Source organism: Chlamydiota bacterium (genome assembly GCA_016178055.1).
Taxonomy (GTDB): Bacteria; Auribacterota; JACPWU01; order JACPWU01; family JACPWU01; genus JACOUC01.
Genome location: JACOUC010000033.1, coordinates 1 through 21,673, shown reverse-complemented (window position 1 = coordinate 21,673; position 21,673 = coordinate 1). Strand labels below are relative to the sequence as shown.

Below are 21,673 nucleotides of genomic sequence, written 5' to 3'. Positions count from 1 at the left end.
GAAGAATCTTACAGAAGTACTGGTCTAATCTTAAACTATTCTAATCTTGACCTCCAGAAGAAGATTTCATAGTCTAGAGTAGAGGATGGTGTAGATGAGAACTCCCTATATTAATATTCAAATCACCCTGAGCCAAATAGAGGCTGCGATTGAAACTCTTAATCCTAAACAAAAAATTGAATTGGTCGAGAAACTCGAGAAATCGACTTGGCCAGATCGTCTAAAGGCCCTCCTTCAAAGAATTGATAGAAAAATATCGAACACTCCAATTTCTGATGAAGAGATTGATAAAGCTTGTCATGAAGTAAGACACCGACCCCATGGTCATAGCCGTCATAGATACTAATATTTTCATCAATAGCCTTTTGAAGGGATCTTGCCGCCTAATTATCCAAGCCTTCATTGCAAAAAGATTCCGCCTTGCTACTTCTAAATCTCTGATCAATGAAATCGTTGAGGTATGCGCAAAACGAAAATTTCGAGAGAGAATCAATAAAGAAGATCGTGAAACATTGATTGCAATTATCAAAGAAGCTGGAGAAATTGTGAACCCAAAAATTAAAATTACTGACTGCAGAGATAAAGACGATAACAAAGTACTCGAATGCGCCATCGCAAGTAAAGCCCAAGTGATTGTAACAAGGGATACCGACCTATTAGTCCTCAATCCATACAAAAATGTTTCAATTATCCCCCCAGAAAAGTTTATACCGTTTTTGAAAAATAATGAATAAGACCCAAAATCGGTATTTGAATCTTCACATGCTCTTCCCCGTCTCTAGACGGGCTCGCCTGACCCAGTCAAATTTTCGGATGGCTTTTCCTGGGATGAGTTCATGATTCATCATTGATTTAAGCATTGCGGGATCTGTTTCTGCGATGAGTAAGCGCAACTCATCATTAACCTCTCCTTGTGATAATCCCGACAATGATCACTAATTGCTCATAACTCATTTTTTCTTGAGCCACCCTTCGAATCAGCCACTGCCGATCCTTTGCAATCAAGGATAGGTCAAACCATTTTGAAGTTTCTTCTGTCAAAATAAAATTGACATTTTCCTTAAATTCATCCGTCGGCTGGCCCTCATAGAATCTGCTTCCAATTTTTTGGAAAAGAGCTTCGGTGACCCCATTTGATCCTAGACGCATCAGTTCTGGACGGATCGGAAAAACAAGGATATTTTCATGACCGTTGAGGTGTAAAGCCGTTAACCATTCTCTTTTGATCTTTTCGTTCCAGGTCATCCCTTCTTCAAGAAGAATAGGAATCACCCCATGAGCAGTTTTAAGCACCTCTAAAAATTTATTTGAAAGGGAAGCTTTAGAATTAACTTCGACTGTTTTATTTCTGACTTGAATACCTAAAAGAGAAGGAGGAAGAACGGTAACTTTTGGTCCATCCTTTTGATCCAAAACTCGATTTATATTTTGACGGTCATAATTCTCCCAAAAATGATTTGGGGAAGAGGTCAAAACGGCATTAATCTTTTTTTGATCGGGTGTAACGATACATGAAACTTCTACATCAAAGTCTTTGTCCCCTGGTAAAATTTCTGAATCTTTAAAACTTATATTTAAAATTCCACCCTCGTCAATCCACTGATCTGATCTCAGCATTTGATAAAGAAGCTCTTCAAATCTTTCAGGATCAATGTACCCTCGACTCGAAAAATCAATCACAAGATCCTCTGTGCCGTCAACCCCCATCAATTTTTTCCTCAATGCGACAAATTTTTGAGAAGCCTCTCCAAACCCATCAAAAACTTGTCTATCCATTATCATCTCTCCCCGATGGGTCACATGAATTTGTTGTAAAACAACCCCCTCAGATCCTTCTTGAGAAAACACCTGCCCTTCTCCTTTAGAAGATTGAAGCCCCGATAACTCCTCTAAAGAAATTTTTGACCAGTCGGAAGAAGAATGGTCTCCATATTTCCCTTTCTTCTCAACCATGATCCTTGCTAGATGCCCTAACTCGGCGAGCGAAAGCCTCTTCTCTGTCACAATCATCACGGCATCAAAAAGGACAATGACCAGTATTTGAGTCCTTAATCCTATCAATCCCTTGGGGGATGCCTTTTCCCCTTTGCTGAGAAGTTCCGTCATCCTATCATTTACAATTTCATCCACTCTGTCATATAACGTTCCCAACTCCATCGTCCCCCTAAATTCCAAAAAAACCTCCGTCATTTTTTGCTCAAAAATGAAATCGTCTTCACTCAAACCCTGTTCCGTCAATTTATTCATCTCACGAATGAAAGATCTTGCCATTTCTCGAGCCATCCCTCTAGGCGTTTGCATTAATTTAAAATTTCTTTCCCGTAACTGTGACAATCCTCGATGCAAGTTCTCTCGAAGAAGGAGATCAAATTTATTGAAAGACATCAGTTTCATCACCCTGGTCGAAAATCCTTGAGAAATGGCTTTTCCTACAGAATCAATCCCGTACTTTCCTTCGTTATATTTATAAGGTTGAGAAAGTTGTTCAAGCTTACGCTCAGATGCGTGTTCGATGGAATACCTCACCCTATAAGGAATGGCCTCTTCCTCTCCCATCAATAAAAGGCAATCCAAGCTTCGAATCCGTCTACAACTTCAGGGTGCGATACCGCAAGACTCTGTCCCTCGTCATCCTTCATCCACGAAACAGCAGGAATGCGACGTCTCTGGTCACCTTTCCCTTCCCAAGAATTGTGTCCTTTGGCTTCAATGGATTCATGACCTGTGAGGGCCAGGTGTGCTCTGAAGTAAAGGAGGTCTAAACAGTTGAAAATGCTGTCAGTGCGGGACTCATCCCCGTACTGAAGTTTGCGATTATACAAATGCTTTTGGAGTGATCCGCATTTGTAGAAGGACAGTATATCACCGCGAGGCGATGTGACTCAAGTGACGAATCGCAGATGAGTTTTTGAGGTGTATGGTTTTGGCGTGTGGTCTTGTGCCAACTGCCCTGACCCAGTGAAGCATCGGCAATTTCCTTGCCAGGAGCGTTGTGCCTGATGAGCAATAGCACGCTCCCAAAGCCATGCGTTTCAACATACATCACGAGAACAAAACGGATCACCTTTATGACCAGAGGAGGACTTACATCTTGTCTTGAGTACGGGACTAACAGAGCCGTATAAGGGAATACCCGAAATCTGCTCTCTATGAGATAGTGATCTTTGATTTTCTCTACAGCAAAGGTCTCTGAAGTCGTCAGCATTGTTCATCGTAGTCCCGATCCATCGGGACGAAGGGACATAACCGTAGAGGAATGGAGGATGCAAACGGATTCAATACGTTCGTTCACTGCGATGATAACTGACTCATCTGATCTGTTTTTTTTTAACCCATGCATTGAGGTTGGATGCCGAGCTGTCGGAAGGTGAATGAAACACGATTGCCAAATCCGTTTGTCAGAATCCATCAATAGGAGAAGTTACTAGAGATGCTAAAGTTTCACTCGTTACGGGATAAGGTGTTTAGCCTCAAGAACCTTTATGAAGCCTTTCTTCATGTGAAGGCCAATAAGGGAAGAGCGGGTCTTGACAGGGTGAGTATTGCTCAGTTTGAAGCTGATCTGGATGTGAATATTGGAAATATTCACAATAAGCTGAAAACTGAAATTTACAAGCCCTCCCCTGTTCTTCGGGTATATATTCCCAAGGGCAGAAATCAGAAGAGACCGCTTGGCATTCCCACCGTTTCGGATAGGGTAGTTCAACAAGCGACGAGGCAGATTATCGAGCCGATATTCGAAAGCGGTTTTTCGGATAACAGTTTCGGTTTCCGTCCTGGAAGGAATTGCCATCAGGCCATTATGAGAGTTGAGCAGTATAAGAGTGAAGGATATCATTATGTCCTGGATGCTGACGTTAAGGCATTCTACGACACCATCCCTCACTCCCTTATGATGGACAGATTGCGAGAGAAGATTGCGGATGGTTGGGTCTTAAACAGTATTCAGAGTATGCTGAAAGAGCGGGTGTTATGCAGGATGGCATCCTCGAGTCAGACAAAGGAAGGCACTCCGCAGGGCGGCGTTCTTTCTCCCCTTCTAGCCAACCTCGTCGGTGATCTGATCGACAAGGCGCTGAAAGAAGCGGGATATAAGTTCGCCCGCTACGCGGATGACTTTATTGTCATGACCAAAACGGCCGAAGAATTGCCCACCGCTTTATCTTTTGTCCGTGGGGTGGTTGAAGGGAAACTGAAGATGAAGCTGAGCGAGGATAAAACTTCGCTTACCAACTTCAAACGGGGCTTCAGATTTCTTGGATATTCATTCATGGGCAAATATAAGGGAATCAGTCATAAGTCACTGGATAAGCTCAAGGATAACCTGCGTCAAATCACTCGCCGCAATCAAGGTCGTAATCTTCAGATGGTTATTCAACGTTTGAACCCTGTTATTCGCGGGCATGTCAATTACTTTCGACTTGGCGATGTCAGAATAGCTTATCGCTCTCTTGACCAATGGTTGCGTATGAGACTTCGATGTCTTAAAGAAGCGAGAAAGTGGCGAACCGACAATAAGCGCTTCCGTATCCGCCGTTTCTATCGGATGGGGTTACTCTCATTTGAAGATGAGTTCCGACTGAGGCGTGCTAAAGCATGACTTCTTCTATTTTCCTGTGTGGAACAACTCTGTGGGGTCGCTAACTACGAGAAAGTCGTTTGGTTTAAAAGGATGCGTTACATTGTCTCACGCATCCGGCGACGATTGGGGGCTGGTGGGGAAACCCTCCAGCCTACCAGCTATGTTGCCTAGTTTAGAGGGGACTTTGAGGGTTTTGAGAATGTCTAAGCTCGAGGCTCGAGGCTGGAGGCTCAAGGGAAAAGCAAAAAAAGAAGATGTGTTTGCCTCGAGCTTCGAGCCTCGAGCCTCGAGCGGCTTTTCACCCGCAACACCCTCTGGTCTAATGAGATTTGTGAGGGTGAAACTGATTAAAATGAGGATAGAAATTAGTCTTTGAAGTGTTAAATTAATGTCCATTTTTGTTATAAATTTATATGTTTTTAAAATATGCACGTTACTTCAATGGGAAAGACCCAAAATTAAAGCAAATAGTCAAAAAAATCATCAATAATTTTTATTAATCTCATAGCTTTTAACTTTCAAGCATGTTATAAAGAGCCCCTTTTAGAATAAGGGCCGTGGAAGCAAGAAAAGAGTTCGAATTTTATGACTAATCAGAAACGTCGTAAAGAAATACGTAATATTGCCATCATTGCTCATGTAGACCACGGGAAAACGACCCTGGTCGATGCTCTTTTGCGTCAAAGCGGAGTCTTCAAACCCACAGAAGAAATCACTGAGCGATTGATGGATAGCAATGACTTAGAACGTGAACGGGGAATTACTATTTTTTCTAAATTGGCCTCTGTAGAATACGAAGGCGTGAGAATTAACATTGTCGATACCCCCGGTCATGCCGATTTTGGAAGTGAAGTTGAACGAATCTTGAAAATGGTGGACGGAGTCCTTCTTTTGGTCGATGCCTTTGAAGGACCCATGCCCCAAACAAAATTTGTGTTAAAAAAATCTCTAGAGCTTCATTTGAAGCCCGTCGTCATCATTAACAAAATTGACCGGCCCAATGCACGACCGCATGAAGTTTTGGATCAAACTTTTAACCTTTTTTGCGACTTAAATGCCTCGGATGAGCAACTCGATTTTGCGGTTGTTTATGCCTCGGGAAGAGACGGCAAGGCCTGGCTTGATCTTAAAGATAAAAGCGAGGATCTGAAACCCCTGTTCGAGACCTTGATCCATCGCGTGTTGCCACCTCTTGCTGATCCTGAGAAACCCCTTCAGATGCTGGTCACCATGCTCGACTATGATGACTATTTGGGCGTATTAGGAATGGGCCGTATTTATCATGGACGCATGAAAATCGCAAGCCCGGTTACTTTGATCAAACGGGATGGGACTCAAATCAAAGGGAAAATTACAGGCCTCTTTACCTATCGGGGCATGGAGAGAATCCCCGTTCAAGAAATCACGGCAGGAGATATTGTATGCATCTCTGGGCTTCCAAATTTAAATGTGGGAGAAACGGTGGCAGACGCTGAAAATCCAGAGGCCCTTCCGTTGATTAAAATTGATGAACCAACGATTTCGATGACTTTTGCGCATAATTCAAGCCCCCTTGCAGGTAAAGATGGCGGAAAATTTTTGACCTCAAGACATGTTCGAGAAAGACTCATTCAAGAAGCCCGCGCCAATATTGGAATTAGAGTGGAAGAAACAGGGACTGGCGAGGCCCTGAAAGTCTCCGGACGAGGAGAACTTCAACTTTCAATCTTGATCGAAACGATGAGACGGGAAGGTTATGAACTTGAGGTTTCACGACCTGAAGTTATTTTAAAGGAAGTCGGAGGCGAAACGCTTGAACCCGTTGAGAATTTGGTGATTGAAATTGAAGAACAATATCAGGGAGTCCTCCTTCAAGCCCTGGGTCCCCGAAAGGCGACCATGACCCATATGGAGAAAACCTCTTCAGGAAATCTTCGAATAGAATTTGTCATTCCGTCCCGAGGCCTCTTAGGATTAAGGGGAGAATGCATGACACTCACCCATGGAACGATTATTATGTATCACCTCTTTTTGGAATATCAACCCTATAAAGGCGGAATCGAACACCGTCAGACAGGGGTTCTCATTTCTCAAGGGACTGGGAAGACCGTTGCCTTTGCACTGAATAATTTACAAGAGCGGGGAGACCTTTTCATTGGACCTGGTGCTGACCTTTATACCGGTATGATTGTGGGAGAAAATAATAAAGGGAACGATCTTGTCGTCAATGCCACCAAAGAAAAGAAATTGACGAATATGAGGGCCTCTGGATCAGATGACGCGATTCGCTTGACGACGCCTCGAGAACTCACTCTTGAGCTTGCACTTGAATACATCGAAGATGATGAACTGGTTGAAGTCACTCCCAAAAGTCTGCGTCTCAGAAAAAAGATATTAGATGAGATTGAGCGAAAATCCGCCTCCCGATCTCAAAAATCTTTTGATGAACAGAACGCATAGTTCTTGAAACCACCCTGCTCTTTTTGATAGCCTAAGTCAGCGTGAAAACTGAACATTCCGAGACTATTGCAGATCTAGAAAAAGTTATTGCTCATGTTTTTAGACACAAACATCTTGCCTACGAAGCCCTTTGCCATAAATCCTACGCCTATGATGGCCAGCAAAAAGAAGATTTAAGGAATAACGAGCGGCTGGAATTTTTAGGGGATGCCATTCTGGGAATGATTATCACCGATGAAATCTTTCGGCGCTTAAAAGATTATCAAGAAGGAGAACTTTCTGTCATCAAGTCCACCCTCATTCGCCGTGAGACCTTGGCCATGCTGGCTCGAAAAATGGATTTGGGACGTTTCCTTTTTTTGAGTAAGGGAGAAGAGGCCTCGGGAGGACGGGAGCGTGATTCCATTTTAGCCAATGCATTTGAAGGACTCATCGGAGCCATTTATCTTGATCGAGGCGTTCGAGCGATCAAAAAATTCATCCTCTCCCAATTCAAGGAACTCCTCAAAAAAATTCCCCATGAAGTTCATATGAAGGAATATAAAAATCTTTTACAGGAATTGGCCCATATCCAATATAAGTCTAATCCAGTGTATGCGATTATCTCTGAAACAGGGCCCGATCATAAAAAACATTTTGAAGCAACTGTAACCATTGCCGGAGAAATATTTGGTCACGGGGCGGGAGCGAGCAAAAAAGAGGCGGAAAAGAACGCCGCCCAAATTGCCTATGATAAGATTTCGACGTCCAAATGATGATCCAAGATGGGTCCACAACATGGAAGATCCCATCGCCAAAGCCGTCAGATTGCTAACTGAATGAATAAGAGGTAAGCTTCCGATTGGAATTTGTTCTCAACAACTAGGCAACAAGAGATTTGACCCTTTTTCTTTTTCTAAACCAAACAAGGAGGACGCAGATGAATACAAAATCTCTCTTTTACATCGCAATATCTATTTTTGTACTGGGACTCCCCGTAGAATGGGTTGCAAGCGCCCAGAAAACTAGAATTGATGACCCTGAAAAGTATCAGGTTGCCTCGGTTATTCCCAAGCTCGAGACCCTTCAACTTAAGGAAGGGCTTAACCTCGTCCAAACCGTTTACACAGGCGAGAGTATTTATGCAAGGGTCAAGAATGGTCAGGTCACCGGATGGGTCGTCAAGGACAGTCAAGGTAACGAGATCCCAACGACCTTTCACCAGAGAAGAGCTCGAGGAGGAGAAGAGACGCGAGGGAAAAGATCCAGACCAAAGGCTGGAATCAGATGCTGGCACTGTTATGAAATCAATGGTGAAACCCACTGTTTTGAAACAAAGTGTCCGTGGGATAAGAAGTGAGAATATTAAATTATAGGCATGTGTACTTGACTTTAAGTACCTTGATTCGTCAAGCGTAGTCGCCCGATTTATCGGGCAATCCACGCATTGCCCCATGTATGGGGCGACTACAAATGGACAACACTTGAGTCAAGTGCATATGCCCATTAAAGTATACATAAATATACGATTCTATACCATATTTTAAGAGTAAATTTTTGAAAATTTTGACATAGGGTGATGAAATGTTAAAATAGGGGAAGGTACACAGGGTGCGTATGTACAGAGTTCAATTGCAGGATCTCGAGGAGAAGAAGGTTCTGGATAGAGAAGAGGCCAGGGGAATTCTGGGGGGACGGTGGGTAAGCAAGGATCGCTGGGAATTTAATTTCTAGCGTTGGCGATGGGAATATAAGTCGTGGAATGAGTGGGTGGATGATCGGCCATGGTGGTCCATCTTCACCGGTGCATGGGGAACCGACGGTCAAAGCTAAACGAACACGAGCGCTCAAGCACAAAGACCTTGAGTTTAAGCTCTGGGTAAATGGTCCCTAATTCAAGATGGAAGGTATCTTTATGGCCAGAATAGCGATCAAGGACCTGAAAGTGGAAAAGGATTTGGCCCGAGGAAGTCAAAGGGTATTGTGGGCCCTAACCAAGGTATGAGCTCTGCGAGTGAGGTCGTGTCGGTCGGGATTGCCTTTACAATTCTTGGTGATGAGAACCCAACAACTGCCAATGACAATGAAAATCGCAACCGCCCCATAGGAAGAGAACGACGGCGTCATCCAGGGGCTTCGGGAATTGTCGGGGGATGATCTCTCTTGTCCGTTAACAAGGAGAGAGGCGAAAGTACCTCTCCTAAAAGATAGATTGAACCGGTCACAAGAAGAGGCCGAGTGTTTTTTTCTCGATTTTTAAGTTTTTGAATCACCTTTTGAAGGGTCGAAAGATGAATTTTTTCCTCAGGAAGATAAGACCTCCAAACCCTTTCCAAATCTTTTAATTTCCGAGTACGAGGATTTGAAACTTCAACAAGCGTCACTTCCTCAACAATGGGGCATAAATTTTTAACCATCTTTTCGACATCCTTGTCCTCTAAGGAACTAAAAATAAGATCGGCACCACGAGGGCCTACCACCTCCTGCCATGTGTTGACCAAAGATCGCATCCCTGCTGGATTATGGGCCGCATCTATAATCACCAGAGGCTCTTTTTTTAGAATTTCAAACCTTCCAGGCCAAGACGCTTTTTTAAATCCACTCAATATGGCTCGCTCTGGAAGAAAGAAACCGAATTGGATTAATGCTTCTACGGCCCCCATGGCCAAAGCTGCATTTTCAAGTTGATGAGCCCCTAAAAGTTTAATTTCAATTTCTCTTTTTCTTTCACCTACCTGAATGATCAGTCGCTCCCCTTCCCAATTTTTTTGAAGAAGTTGAAAATGAATTTCTTTTCCCAATCGAAAAAAGTGTGCGCCTTTCTCATAACAACGTTCTTCAATGACTGTAAGCGCCTCTCCCTGAGCTCCTGTAATGACAAAGGAACATGGCTTGATAATCCCTGCTTTTTCAAAAGCAATTTCTCGAATTGTTTTTCCTAAATAACGGGTATGTTCGAGATCAATATTGGTAATGACTTGAATTTGAGAGGGGACAATATTGGTCGAGTCGAGTCGTCCTCCCATTCCCGTCTCTAGAACAACAAAATCTGCTTTCTCATCCGAAAAATAGCGAAGTGCTATAGCCGTCATGACTTCAAAATAAGTTGGGAAAAGGTTGTTGGAAGTTCTCAATAGATGAACCTGGCTCATGACTAAATGGACCAAATCAATAAAACGCTCTTCAGAAATGCACATTCCGTTTTTTTGAATTCTTTCACGAGGCGTGCATAAATGAGGAGAGGTATAAAGTCCGATAGAATAACCCGATTCTTGGAGGATGGAAGCCAGCATGGCTGAGGTCGATCCCTTGCCATTGGTTCCAGCGACATGAATGACTTTTAAATCTTGATGGGGATCACCTAAAACGCTTAGAAGTACTTGAATATTTTCAAGATCCAACTTCATCCCAAAACATTCAAGGGATTCAAGGAAAGTTAAAGCTTCGTGATATTTTTGTTTTTGAGGAATCATGGGAAATTTAAAATCCAAAAATCAAAATGACAAACTAAAATCCAAAATTTTAAATACTATTGAGAAGGAGGCATTTTAAATTTTGGTTTGTCATTTTGATTTTTGATTTTTGATGTTTGATTTTTAGATTTTCATAGTTGCGGCAAGTATTCCAATAATTTGCCCAAAGTTTTCTTTAACTCATGCCTTTCCACAATCATATCAATCATTCCATGGGCTAAAAGAAATTCCGAGGTCTGAAATCCAGGCGGGAGCTCTTCTTGAATGGTATTTTTGATGACACGAGGACCCGCAAAACCTAAAAGAGCCCTCGGCTCAGCAATAATCACATCTCCCAAGGATGCAAAACTGGCCATGACCCCAGCCATGGTTGGGTTCGTCAGAACTGAAATAAAAAATAAACCTGCCTTACTCAATCGAGCGAGCGCTGAACTGGTTTTTGCCATTTGCATTAAGGAAAGGCATCCTTCGTACATCCGGGCGCCCCCTCCTGAACCCGAGACCATAATCATAGGGAGTTTGTCTTCAATGGCCCGTTCAATTGCACGAGCAATTTTTTCCCCTACCACACTTCCCATGGTTCCCATAATAAATCGAGAATCGGTCACTCCCAAAATAATAGAATGCCCATCGATAGCCCCTTTCCCTGTCAGCACCGCCTCTTTAAGACCCGTCATGGCTTGATCTTGAATCACTTTATCCAGATAAGCCTTGGGCCCCTTAAAGTGAAGGGGGTCCTGAGGAATCAAATTAGGATCAAATTCCTCAAAAACGCCTTCGTCCAGAATCATGCGTATTCGTTCATGAGCAGTCAGTGTATGCTGATGTTTACACTTCGGACAAACCTTCAGGGCCTTTTCCCATTCCTTATTATAAATGAGCTCCTGGCAATTCTCACACTTGGTCCAAAGCCCCCCAGGAATATCTCGTTTCTTACGTTTGTCCGATGTCAAAAATTTAGGACGCCTAAAAAGGGACACGGTAATCCTTTCTTGTTCTACACTCTTACTTCAATCGAATTGAATAGATAAGTTATACAAGTAGATGAAGGATAGTCGATAGTCTACGGTCCACAGTCCACAATCCACGGTTAACTGTCGACCGTAGACCGTTGACTGTTGACTCATTTCACAGCTCTTTTTCCAAAAGTTCATTCACCAATTTCGGATTGGCTCGGCCTTTCGTGACCTTCATCACTTGCCCTACTAGATAAGTAATCGCATTTTTCTTTCCCGAACGATAATCCTCAACTGACTTAGGATTTTCTTGAATCACCTTTTTAACGACAGACTCGAGTTCTGAAGCATCAGAAAGCTGAGATAAACCTTTGGATTGAACAATATCTTTGGGAGACTGACCCTCCCCAAACATGTTCATAAAAACGTCTTTGGCCATCTTCCCACTGATCTTGCCTACCTCAATCAATTCAACTAATTCAATCAAGGCATCGACTGAAACCGGGGACTGTGAAATGTTCAAATTTTTCAGCTTTAACTCCCGCATTAAATCGCCCATGATCCAATTTCCAAGGGCCTTTGCATTTTTTGAACAATGAGCCCCTTTTTCAAAAAAATCCGCTAAATTTTTCTCCGCCGTTAAAACCTCTGCATCGTACTGAGAAAGACCATACTCTTTCATAAAACGGTCGCAGCGAATATGGGGAAGTTCCGGAAGATTTTTCTTTAAAAATTCTATTTTTTCAAGAGGAATGGAAATAGCGACCAAATCTGGCTCAGGAAAATAACGATAATCATGCGCCTCTTCTTTGCTTCTCATCGATCGGGTTAAGGACTGATCCTGATCCCAAAGTCGAGTTTCCTGAATAATTCTGCCCCCGTCTTCAAGAATTTTCTTTTGCCTTTCAATCTCATAAATAATCGCTTTCTCGACATTTCGAAATGAATTGAGATTCTTAATCTCGGCCTTTGTTCCAAACGCTTCGGTCCCCACCGGCCTCAAAGAGACATTGGCATCACAACGCAAACTTCCCTCTTCCATATTACAATCGCTCACATCCAAGTATTCTAAAATACTCTTCAAGGATCTCAGATATTCATAGGCTTCCTTGGGAGAACGTAAATCAGGCTCTGAAACAATTTCAACCAGAGGAACCCCCCCGCGATTATAATCAACCCCGCTATCCCTTGTAAAATGGACCAATTTACCCGCATCTTCTTCCAAATGAATTCGAGTGAGCCGGATCGATTTTTTTATGCCATCGATGTCAACCGGAACTTCTCCCCCCACACAGATGGGCTTATCATATTGAGAAATTTGATAGGCTTTAGGTAAATCAGGATAAAAATAATTTTTCCGATCGAACTTGCTCTCTTTTGCAATTTCTGAACCTAGGGCAAGACCTGTCATCACTGCATAAGTCAGAGCCTTTTCATTTAAAACAGGTAATGTGCCTGGAAAGCCTAAACAAACTGGACAGACCTGAGTATTGGGAAGAGCCCCAAATTGGGTCGAACAGCCGCAAAAAAGTTTTGAGGCTGTTTTAAGCTGAACATGCACTTCTAAACCAATCACTGTTTCGTATAACATTCCACTCCTCATCCGTCTGACTCGTCTCAGAGCTTCGAGCCTTCAGCCCGTCGCACATCAGGTCTTTTCTTATGAAATTCCGTAGCCTGTTCAAAGGCATAGGCAACCTTCAAAATCGTGGCTTCATCGAAATGCTTTCCCAAAATTTGAAGCCCAATCGGAAGCCCTTCCTTAGAAAAACCGCAGGGAATCGAAATTCCTGGAATTCCAGCCAAATTTGCTGAAATTGTAAAAATATCAGAGAGATACATTTTCAAGGGGTCATTCATTTTCTCCCCAATTTTGAAAGCACAGGATGGAGAAGTTGGAGTTAAAACCGCATCACAATGATCAAAAACTTTGTCAAAATCATTTTTGATTAAGGTTCGAACCTTTTGAGCTTTTAGATAATAGGCATCATAATAGCCCGAGCTTAAAGCATAGGTCCCCAGGATAATCCTGCGTTTGACCTCTTCTCCAAAACCTTCTCCCCGAGTTTGAAAATAAAGATCCACAAGACTTGAAAATTGCTTGGCTCTAAATCCATATTGAACACCATCATAGCGGGCCAAATTCGAACTGGCCTGGGCTGTTGCTAAAATGTAATAAGTGGCGACCGCATAATTTGTATGAGGAAGTTGGCAAGAGACGAACTCAGCCCCTAAACCACTTAGAACTTTTACAGCATCATCGATCGATTGCTTCACTTCCACATCCATTCCCTCAATAAAATACTCTTTAGGAAGACCTATTTTTAAACCCTTCACCCCTTTTTTCATTGTGGAACGATAGTCTGGGACAGGGATATCAAGAGAAGTAGAATCTTTGGGATCATGCCCCGCAATCACTTGAAGAATGAGAGCCGTATCTTCCACGTCCTGAGTGATAGGGCCAATTTGATCAAGGCTCGAGGCAAAGGCAATGAGGCCGTATCGGGAGACCCGTCCATAGGTAGGTTTAAGTCCTACACAACCCGAGAGAGCCGCCGGCTGACGAATGGAACCCCCCGTATCCGTTCCAAGCGCCGCAATGGCCTCACCTGCCGCCACTGCCGCAGCAGATCCACCGCTAGAGCCCCCTGGAATCCTTTCTAAATCCCAGGGGTTTCGTGTCACCCCGTAAGCAGAAGTTTCTGTTGAAGAGCCCATGGCAAATTCATCCATATTGGTATTTCCAAAAAGAATGGCTCCGGCCCCATTCAATTTTTCAACCACAGTGGCATTGTATGGAGGAATATACCCCGAAAGGATTTTAGAGGCACAGGTGGTTTCAACACCTTTCACACAAATAATGTCTTTATTAGAAATGGGAAGCCCCCACAAAATTCCCTTTCGGGACTCGGTGGGAATGTTATCTAAATGACCTGCCTTTTCGAGAGCAGCTTTTTCATCAAAGCGAATATAGGCATGAATTTTCGACTCTTTTTCTTGAATCCGAGCTAAGAGAGAACGAACCACATCCGTGGAAGAAACTTCCCTTTTTTGGATGAGGTCACTCCATTCATGCAAGGTTAAATCCGTAGGATTAGAATTCATAGTCTACTCAATCACCTGAGGAACGATAAAGAATCCATCCCGAGCTTGAGGGGCATGTTTCAAGAAGGAATTGGGATCAAGCGAAGGTCGAGATTCATCGGGACGTGTCACATTTTTTACTTCCTGAACATGATAGCTCGGAAGAACCCCTTCTGTCTTGAGTTCATTTAAATTCTCAACATAAGAAAGAATATCCTCCAGCTGACGAGAGAATTTATCACGTTCGACCGCGCTTAATCGAAGCCTTGCAAGCTTCGCCACATCATCAATATTCTTTTGGACATTCATGACTGAACCTCCCCGCCATCCACTGCTTTTTAATGCAGGAATCCTAATCCAAAATCTAAAAAGAGTCAATGTCATCTGTGAAGAACAGTTCAAAGTTTAAAGTTCAAAGTTCAAAGTTCAAAGAAAACCCAAGCTTGGAAATCCTTGAATTTTCAATTTTCAATTTTCAACTTTGAACGTTATCTCTAAAAATCCCCAAAATCCCATTCATACGATATAATGAAAAGAGAGGATTATTAAACATGCAAAACGAGAATCAGGTTCCTCAAAATGCCCTCGATCTTTATCGGAAGGCAAAAGAGGCTTTTGAAGTTAATAATAAAGATTATGCTTTAACTCTTCTTCGAAATCTTTTAAAAACTTATCCCGATTTTTCAAAAGCACGAAGTCTTTTGCGGGTCATCACACTGAAGGGCCTTGAAGGAAAATCAAAATCGATGATAGAAAAAATGGTTTATGAAATTATTTTCATTCCCTTCTATCTCTTGTGCATGTTTCACCTCACAAGAAAAAAATGGGCCTCTGCCATCGACACCCTAGAATCCATGCTTAAAATGAACCCTGCCCATGCCTTTTCACTTCGAAAACTTGCTTCATGCACCATGAATTTGGGATGGACCGAAACCGCTAAAGATACGCTAGAAATCCTAAAAAAAATTACCCCTCTCCCACCCAAAGAACTTAAAAGTCTGGCCCATCTCTACATGAAAGAGGGAGAATTAGAAAAAGCCCGTAGGTCTTTTGAAGAATATTTGCGCTCTTTCCCAGAAGACGAAAATGTTCGTAAGGCCCTGCAAGACTTGGCCGCCATGAAAACAATTTCTCAAGGGGGATGGGATGAAGGGACCACTTACCGCCAGAAAATCCAAGATGAAAAAGAAGCCGAACGCTTGGAAAAAGAATCAAAATTTGTCAAAACCAAAGATGATAGGGGCCTTCTTATCGAAGATCTTAAACAAAAACTTCAAACTCAACCGGACCATACCACCTGGTTAAGAAATCTGGCTCAACTTTATGAGCAAAACAAACAAAATGACGAGGCCATTTTAGTTTTAGAAAAACTCCGAGAGCTTCTCCCCTCAGATGGAAGCATCCCGCAACAAATCAATAAAATTAAAGGACTTCATCTCGAAGAAAAAATTGCTCAACTCAAAACAAGAACCTTAAAAAACACCCCCCATCCGCACTCTTTCGAATTGGAACAATTAGAGAGCCAGAAGAAAGAAATTAACCTGGAGGAAGGGAAACGCCAGGTTGAACGTTATCCCCATAATCTTACTTACCGTTATGAATTGGGATGTCTCTACTATGAAAGCGGTCAATTTCAAAATGCAATTCAAGAATTTCAGCAATCCGTTAAAGATGCTCAAAAAAGAGTCGAATCGTTTTATCACCTGGGACGATGTTTCCATGAGATGGGTTTTTATGACATTGCAGAAAAACAATTTCTAAAAGTGGTGGATGAATTGACTGAAATGGACACCTTTAAAAAAGATGTCATCTATCACTTAGGACTGGTGTATGAAGCAACCCATCAAATTGAAAAAGCAATGGTAGAGTACAAGAAAATTTTCGAGGTTGATATCGGATACAAAGACGTCTCCCAGAAAATTAATAAGGCCTATAAAAGATAGGGGCCTTATATCAAACTTACTGGATCGACATCCAAAGCGATACGTACCCCTTTTTCACATTTAAAATTATCCAAAATGGATCGAATGCTTTGATGAATGGGTTTTTCTCTGGCATAAAAGAGAATCATTTGCCATCGATAGCGCCCCTTTAACTTTGAGATAGGAGACCGATGGGGACCTAAAATCCTTAAAGATTCTATGGACCCTGCTTGTAATCGCTCCAACATCGCTCGAGCGGTCCTGAAAACATTTGACTCTTCTTTCCCATCAAACTGAATGGCCATTAACTTAGAAAAAGGGGGATAACCCAATTCCTTTCGATAGGCAAGCTCACTTTGATAAAACGCCAGATAGTCTTGAGAGAGGGCCGAGCGAATAATGGGATGAAAGGGCGTAAAGGTCTGGATCAAAACTTCTCCAAGCTTTGAACCCCGCCCCGCCCGACCCGCCACCTGAGTCAGCAATTGAAAGGTATGTTCTCCCATTCGAAAGTCTGGAAGGCTCATGGCAATATCTGCGCTCATCACACCCACCAAGGTCACATTTGGAAAATCCAAGCCCTTGGCAATCATTTGAGTTCCCACTAAAATCTCTGTTTTCCCTTCTCGAAAAGCCTCAAGAATATTGATATGGGCATCTTTCTTTCTCGTACTGTCGGTATCCATCCTTTGAATGGCCGCTCGAGAGAAAAATTTTTCGAGATGTTTTTCAACCCGCTGAGTCCCAACCCCCAATCGATGAAATGTCTTGAAGCTACATTTCGGACAGTTTTTAGGAATAGGTTTTTGGGCCTCACATAAATGGCACATCAAAATCTCTTTGGTTTGATGATAAGTCATCGCTTGATCACACTCTGAGCAATTAAAAATATGACCACACTTGGGGCACAAAACCGTTGGGGCATAACCCCGCCGATTTAAAAAGAGCAGAGTCTGTTCTTTTTTTTCTAACGTTTTCTGAATCATCTCGATCAGAACATGCGAAAAACTATAAAGCTTACCTGAGCGTTCCACCTCCTGACGCATGTCAACAACTCGAACCTTAGGTAAAGGCCGGTCTTCGACTCTTTTTAATAAAGTGATGAGTTGATAACGGCCCTTTTGAGCATTGTAATAAGATTCAAGGGCGGGGGTTGCGCTCCCCAAAAGAACCAGCGCACGCTCAAACTTTGCCCTCATCACCGCAATATCTCGTGCATGATAGCGAGGGGATTCTTCTTGTTTGTAAGAGCGCTCGTGTTCTTCATCGACAATGATAAGCCCCAAATTTTGAACGGGAGCAAAAACAGCCGAACGAGGACCGACAACCACTTTTGAATCCCCGTTGCGAATTTGGTCCCAAGCCTCAAAACGTTCTCGCTCCGACATACGACTATGTAAAAGAGAAACACTTTGTCCAAATCGTTTTCTCACACGCTCTACGGTCTGCGGGGTCAAAGAAATTTCAGGAACAAGAACAATCGCCCCTTTCCCCTCAGAGAGCGCTTTGGCAATGGCGGAGAGATAAAGTTCTGTCTTTCCACTTCCCGTCACACCATGAATGAGAATGACTGAAAAGTTTCCCCCTCTCATTTTTTCGAAAATAAGAGATTGCGCTAAGCCTTGTTCTTCATTTAAAAGAAAGGGTGTTTCTAGAGTTTCTTCGAGTAGGGGTAAAGGTTTCAGCTTTCTTTTAGGGGAACGAAAGTTTCGAATAGGAGCCGGCAACATGGTTTTCAAGGTCAACCCGAGAGGGCAAAAATAATAATCCGACATCCACTCCGCCAGTTGAAGAAGAGCAGGGTTAAAAATCGAAACATCATCTTTAACCTCGAAAATATCCTTGACGTCTTTTACTTCTGGTTCTGAAATGAGCTCCCAGACATAGCCTAATTTCCTTTCTCGGCCAAAGGGGGCAAGAACGCGCATCCCTTTCGAAATTTTTCCAAGAAAAATTTCCGGAATACGATAATCAAAACCTCGGTTGAGAGGAATTTCAAAAAAAACCCGGGCATAGTTCATATTAATTGAACTTTAAACTGTTTCATTTTCTAAGTTCTTCCATAATCATCTGCAAATCCCTCCATACTTCTCGCTTCGCTTCTGGATTACGCAAGAGAAAAGCGGGATGAAAGGTCGGCATAATTTTAATCCCACGCACTTCGTGAAACATTCCCCGAAGTCGGGTAATTGTTTTTTCCGTTTGAAGTAAGGTTTGAGCTGCTACATTTCCTAAAGCGCAAATAATCTTAGGGCCAATGCGTTCTAATTGCTCAACCAAATAAGGAAAACAGGTTTCCCTTTCTTCAGGGGTGGGGGTTCGATTATTGGGAGGACGGCATTTGATGATATTGGCAATATAAACATCCTCTCTTTTAAGCCCCATCGCTTGAATCATCTTGGTTAAAAGTTGTCCTGCCTTTCCCACAAAAGGCTCCCCTTCTCGGTCTTCATCAAAGCCAGGGGCTTCTCCCACAAAAACGAGTTTAGCCTTTTCGTTTCCAGAACCAAAAACAACTTGAGTGCGAGTTTTCGCTAAAACACACTTTTCACATTTAAGAACATTCTTTCTAAACTCTGAAAAAGAAGTTGTCTCGAAATCAGATTTTGGGATTGGGACCTCGCTCAACTCATCGGATAGAGAGGCAGTAGAAGACCGTTTCAAGGAAGGAATATAAAATCTTTTTTTACCCAGAGCACTTTGAAGATGCAACCAACGATCCAGATCATCAAAAAATAAATTAAGCTCCTTTTCGTTGTAAGAATTTTCCATTTTCTTTTCCTAACCCAGAAGAAAACCACGCAATGGTTTCTTTTAATCCCTCTCTTAGAGAAAATCTCGGCATGTATTTTAAATCTGATTTTGCTCGCTCAATAGAGGCCAGTGAATCGCGAACCTCTCCTTTTCTCGAGGGTTCAAAAAGAGGAGGAATATGAAACCCCAGTGTATTTTCAATTTCAGCGAGTAATTCTAAAAGACTCACCGATTTTCCGCCAGCAATATTATAAATTTTTCCTAAAATCTCTGGCCCAGCCTCCGCGGCCAAAAGATTCGCACGAATCACGTCCTGAACATAGGTAAAATCTCTGGTCTGCAGCCCATCTCCATAAATCGTCGCCGGTTTCCCTTGCAATAATTGGGTAATAAATTTTGGAATCACGGCCGCATACAGCGAATTAGGATCTTGCCGAGGACCAAAAACATTAAAATAACGCAGGGAAACGGTGGGCGTTCCATACACCGAGTGAAAAACTGAACAATCATATTCCCCTGCCAGTTTTGAAGCCGCATAAGGACTTAAAGGCTCAGGAAGCATGGACTCTTCTTTAGGAAGAATGGCCTTATTCCCGTAAACCGAAGAACTTGAAGAATAAACGAGGCGTTTAATGGGATACGGGCGAGCAGCTAACAATAGATTAAAAGTTCCAACAACGTTAGCCTGATGGGTTTGTCGGGGATTTTCTAACGAACGAGGAACTGAGGGGATGGCCCCCAGATGAAAAATGGTGTCTATTCCGCGAACAGCTTGAAGAAGAGCTTGATCATCTGCTAAATCACCCTTCACAATCTCAACTTGATTCTCGATCCCTAAAAGATTTTCCTTTTTCCCTGTTGAAAAATTGTCAAACACCCTCACACGATACCCTTTTTCTAAAAGGGCTCTGGATAAGTGAGAACCAATAAAACCGGCGCCGCCGGTGACAAGCGCATGGGGCATAAAACCTTATCATATTTTTACAATTTTATTGCGATGATTCTTGACCCCTTTTGTCGCATTTCGGGTGTCAATCACCAATCTCGATTGCTGAACTACAGCTTCATAGTCAAAGACCGTGTGATCCGTGAGAATGACGACTCCATCTACCATTTTTAACGTCTTAGACGACAAAGGTTGAGAATAATGAACATGTCCCTCAATTTGAATTTTGGAAACATAAGGATCATGATAACAAACCTTCGCCTTCTGTCGTTCAAGCAATTTCCACACATCAATCGCTGGAGATTCTCTCACATCATTCACATCCTTTTTATAAGTCATCCCCAACAATAAAAGTTTTGAACCATTGAGGGCCTTCCCATGACGATTCAAAGCATCACAAACAATATCCACAACATGATGCGGCATATGACTATTCACCTGAGCCGCCAAGTCGATAAACCGGGTTTCAAAATTGACCAGCTTGGCCTTCCAGGAAAGATAGATAGGATCAATCGGAAGACAATGCCCTCCCAATCCAGGCCCCGGATAAAACGGCATAAATCCAAAGGGTTTGCTGCGAGCCCCTTCAATCACTTCCCAGACATCCAAATCCATTTTCCGGCAAAGCATCGCAATTTCATTCACAAGACCAATATTGACCGCTCTAAAGGTGTTTTCCAAAAGTTTCACCATTTCTGCAACTTTGGCAGAAGAAACAGAAATCACTTTTTCAATAATACTCTCGTACAGCGTCACAGCTCTTTGAGTACATTGGGAGGTTATTCCTCCCATAATTTTAGGAATGTCACGCGTCCCATATTTTCCATTTCCTGGATCAATCCGCTCAGGCGAGAATGCAAGAAAAAAATCCCGACCGACTTTCCTTTTTTCTCCCTCTAAAATGGGAAGGACCACTTCCTCTGTCGTCCCTGGATAGGTGGTACTCTCCAAAACAACCAGTTGCCCTTTTTTAAAATAACGGGAAACCGCCTCAACCACATTCACGATATGAGAAATATCAGGATCTTTTGTCTTACGTAAGGGGGTGGGGACACAAATACTGAGGGCATCCAACTTTTGAATCTGAGAAAAATCCGTCGTCGCTTTTAAAAACCCATTAGCAACTAAAGGCTCAAACTCCTTTTGAGAAACATCTGGAATGTAGGACTTGCCTTGATTAACCGCATGAACCTTTTCGGGAAGGACATCAATTCCCAAAACAGAAAAGCCCGCTTTCGCAAACTCAACCGCCAGAGGAAGCCCCACATAGCCCAAGCCGACCACACCCACACGCGCTTTACGGGCCTTAATTTTTTCTTCGAATTCAGTCATTTAAAAACAGTTCAAGGTTTAAGGTTCAAAGTTCAAAGACGAAACGCCGCTTCTTCAAGGCTTTAAACCTGTCGAGTAGACATATATTTCAATGCCCCTCACGGAACCGTACGTGCGGATTTTCCGCATACGGCTCTTCAGTAAGCCTCACTCAATTTTGACGGTATATAAATTCCGTCTACTCCTTCCGCTCGGTCCCTCCCGAG

18 protein-coding genes are annotated in these 21,673 nt (G+C 42.7%); 8 read left to right on the top strand and 10 right to left on the bottom strand.

All coding sequences use genetic code 11. The annotated features are described in order from the left end of the window. The first annotated feature begins 94 nt into the window (after positions 1-94). Both HYS07_04045 and HYS07_04040 read left to right on the top strand, forming a co-directional pair. Positions 95-346, top strand: coding sequence for a hypothetical protein (locus tag HYS07_04045; GenBank protein ID MBI1870348.1), 252 nt, complete (start codon positions 95-97; stop codon positions 344-346). Beyond that, positions 321-734 (top strand): putative toxin-antitoxin system toxin component, PIN family, encoded by a 414-nt coding sequence (locus HYS07_04040; GenBank protein ID MBI1870347.1) that lies wholly within the window; start codon positions 321-323, stop codon positions 732-734. The genes HYS07_04045 and HYS07_04040 overlap by 26 nt, the downstream gene beginning before the upstream one ends. Positions 735-900: 166 nt before the next feature. On the opposite strand, the gene HYS07_04035 is transcribed toward HYS07_04040, so the two are convergent. Continuing rightward, on the bottom strand, positions 901-2,574 hold the full coding sequence (locus tag HYS07_04035; GenBank protein MBI1870346.1) for a hypothetical protein: 1,674 nt from the start codon (positions 2,572-2,574) through the stop codon (positions 901-903). An 856-nt stretch (positions 2,575-3,430) separates the two neighbouring features. Here HYS07_04035 and ltrA point away from each other — a divergent pair. The 5 genes from ltrA (at position 3,431) to HYS07_04010 (ending at position 8,360) form a co-directional block, all read left to right on the top strand. Beyond that, positions 3,431-4,600 carry a group II intron reverse transcriptase/maturase gene (gene ltrA, locus HYS07_04030; GenBank protein MBI1870345.1) on the top strand — a complete coding sequence of 390 codons (1,170 nt, stop codon included), beginning with the start codon at positions 3,431-3,433 and terminating at the stop codon, positions 4,598-4,600. 181 nt (positions 4,601-4,781) lie between these two features. Beyond that, entirely contained in the window at positions 4,782-4,958 is a 177-nt protein-coding gene (locus tag HYS07_04025) for a hypothetical protein (GenBank protein ID MBI1870344.1), read from the top strand. Between the two features lie 209 nt (positions 4,959-5,167). Continuing rightward, complete coding sequence (gene typA / locus HYS07_04020; protein MBI1870343.1) at positions 5,168-7,021, top strand: translational GTPase TypA; 1,854 nt, start codon at positions 5,168-5,170, stop codon at positions 7,019-7,021. Positions 7,022-7,062: 41 nt separating this feature from the next. Then, complete coding sequence (gene rnc / locus HYS07_04015; protein MBI1870342.1) at positions 7,063-7,776, top strand: ribonuclease III; 714 nt, start codon at positions 7,063-7,065, stop codon at positions 7,774-7,776. Positions 7,777-7,940: 164 nt separating this feature from the next. Next, complete coding sequence (locus HYS07_04010) at positions 7,941-8,360, top strand: hypothetical protein (protein ID MBI1870341.1); 420 nt, start codon at positions 7,941-7,943, stop codon at positions 8,358-8,360. Positions 8,361-9,123: 763 nt separating this feature from the next. Here HYS07_04010 and HYS07_04005 read toward each other — a convergent pair. From HYS07_04005 to gatC, 5 genes are all read right to left on the bottom strand, one after another. Next, complete coding sequence (locus tag HYS07_04005) at positions 9,124-10,473, bottom strand: bifunctional folylpolyglutamate synthase/dihydrofolate synthase (GenBank protein ID MBI1870340.1); 1,350 nt, start codon at positions 10,471-10,473, stop codon at positions 9,124-9,126. A gap of 131 nt (positions 10,474-10,604) precedes the next feature. Then, positions 10,605-11,459: an acetyl-CoA carboxylase carboxyltransferase subunit beta gene (locus HYS07_04000; GenBank protein ID MBI1870339.1), complete on the bottom strand. Its 855-nt coding sequence runs from the start codon at positions 11,457-11,459 to the stop codon at positions 10,605-10,607. Positions 11,460-11,601: 142 nt separating this feature from the next. Then, positions 11,602-13,020 (bottom strand): Asp-tRNA(Asn)/Glu-tRNA(Gln) amidotransferase subunit GatB, encoded by a 1,419-nt coding sequence (gene gatB / locus HYS07_03995; GenBank protein MBI1870338.1) that lies wholly within the window; start codon positions 13,018-13,020, stop codon positions 11,602-11,604. A 26-nt stretch (positions 13,021-13,046) separates the two neighbouring features. Beyond that, positions 13,047-14,534, bottom strand: a complete 1,488-nt coding sequence (gatA, locus tag HYS07_03990) for an Asp-tRNA(Asn)/Glu-tRNA(Gln) amidotransferase subunit GatA (protein MBI1870337.1) — start codon at positions 14,532-14,534, stop codon at positions 13,047-13,049. Between the two features lie 3 nt (positions 14,535-14,537). Next, on the bottom strand, positions 14,538-14,822 hold the full coding sequence (gatC, locus tag HYS07_03985; GenBank protein MBI1870336.1) for an Asp-tRNA(Asn)/Glu-tRNA(Gln) amidotransferase subunit GatC: 285 nt from the start codon (positions 14,820-14,822) through the stop codon (positions 14,538-14,540). A 242-nt stretch (positions 14,823-15,064) separates the two neighbouring features. On the opposite strand from gatC, the gene HYS07_03980 reads away from it, so the two are divergent. Further along, positions 15,065-16,456 carry a tetratricopeptide repeat protein gene (locus HYS07_03980; protein MBI1870335.1) on the top strand — a complete coding sequence of 464 codons (1,392 nt, stop codon included), beginning with the start codon at positions 15,065-15,067 and terminating at the stop codon, positions 16,454-16,456. A gap of 5 nt (positions 16,457-16,461) precedes the next feature. On the opposite strand, the gene priA is transcribed toward HYS07_03980, so the two are convergent. Genes priA through HYS07_03960 form a run of 4 tightly spaced genes read right to left on the bottom strand, consistent with a single transcriptional unit; the run spans position 16,462 to position 21,467 of the window. Continuing rightward, entirely contained in the window at positions 16,462-18,456 is a 1,995-nt protein-coding gene (gene priA / locus HYS07_03975; GenBank protein MBI1870334.1) for a primosomal protein N', read from the bottom strand. Positions 18,457-18,478: 22 nt separating this feature from the next. Continuing rightward, positions 18,479-19,207: a uracil-DNA glycosylase gene (locus HYS07_03970; GenBank protein ID MBI1870333.1), complete on the bottom strand. Its 729-nt coding sequence runs from the start codon at positions 19,205-19,207 to the stop codon at positions 18,479-18,481. Continuing rightward, positions 19,176-20,153, bottom strand: coding sequence for an SDR family oxidoreductase (locus tag HYS07_03965; protein MBI1870332.1), 978 nt, complete (start codon positions 20,151-20,153; stop codon positions 19,176-19,178). Before HYS07_03965 ends, HYS07_03970 begins: the two co-directional genes overlap by 32 nt. Before the next feature lie 9 nt (positions 20,154-20,162). Further along, the gene (locus HYS07_03960) at positions 20,163-21,467 is read right to left on the bottom strand and encodes a nucleotide sugar dehydrogenase (GenBank protein ID MBI1870331.1); all 1,305 of its coding nucleotides are present in this window, start codon (positions 21,465-21,467) and stop codon (positions 20,163-20,165) included. Between the last annotated feature and the right edge of the window lie 206 nt (positions 21,468-21,673).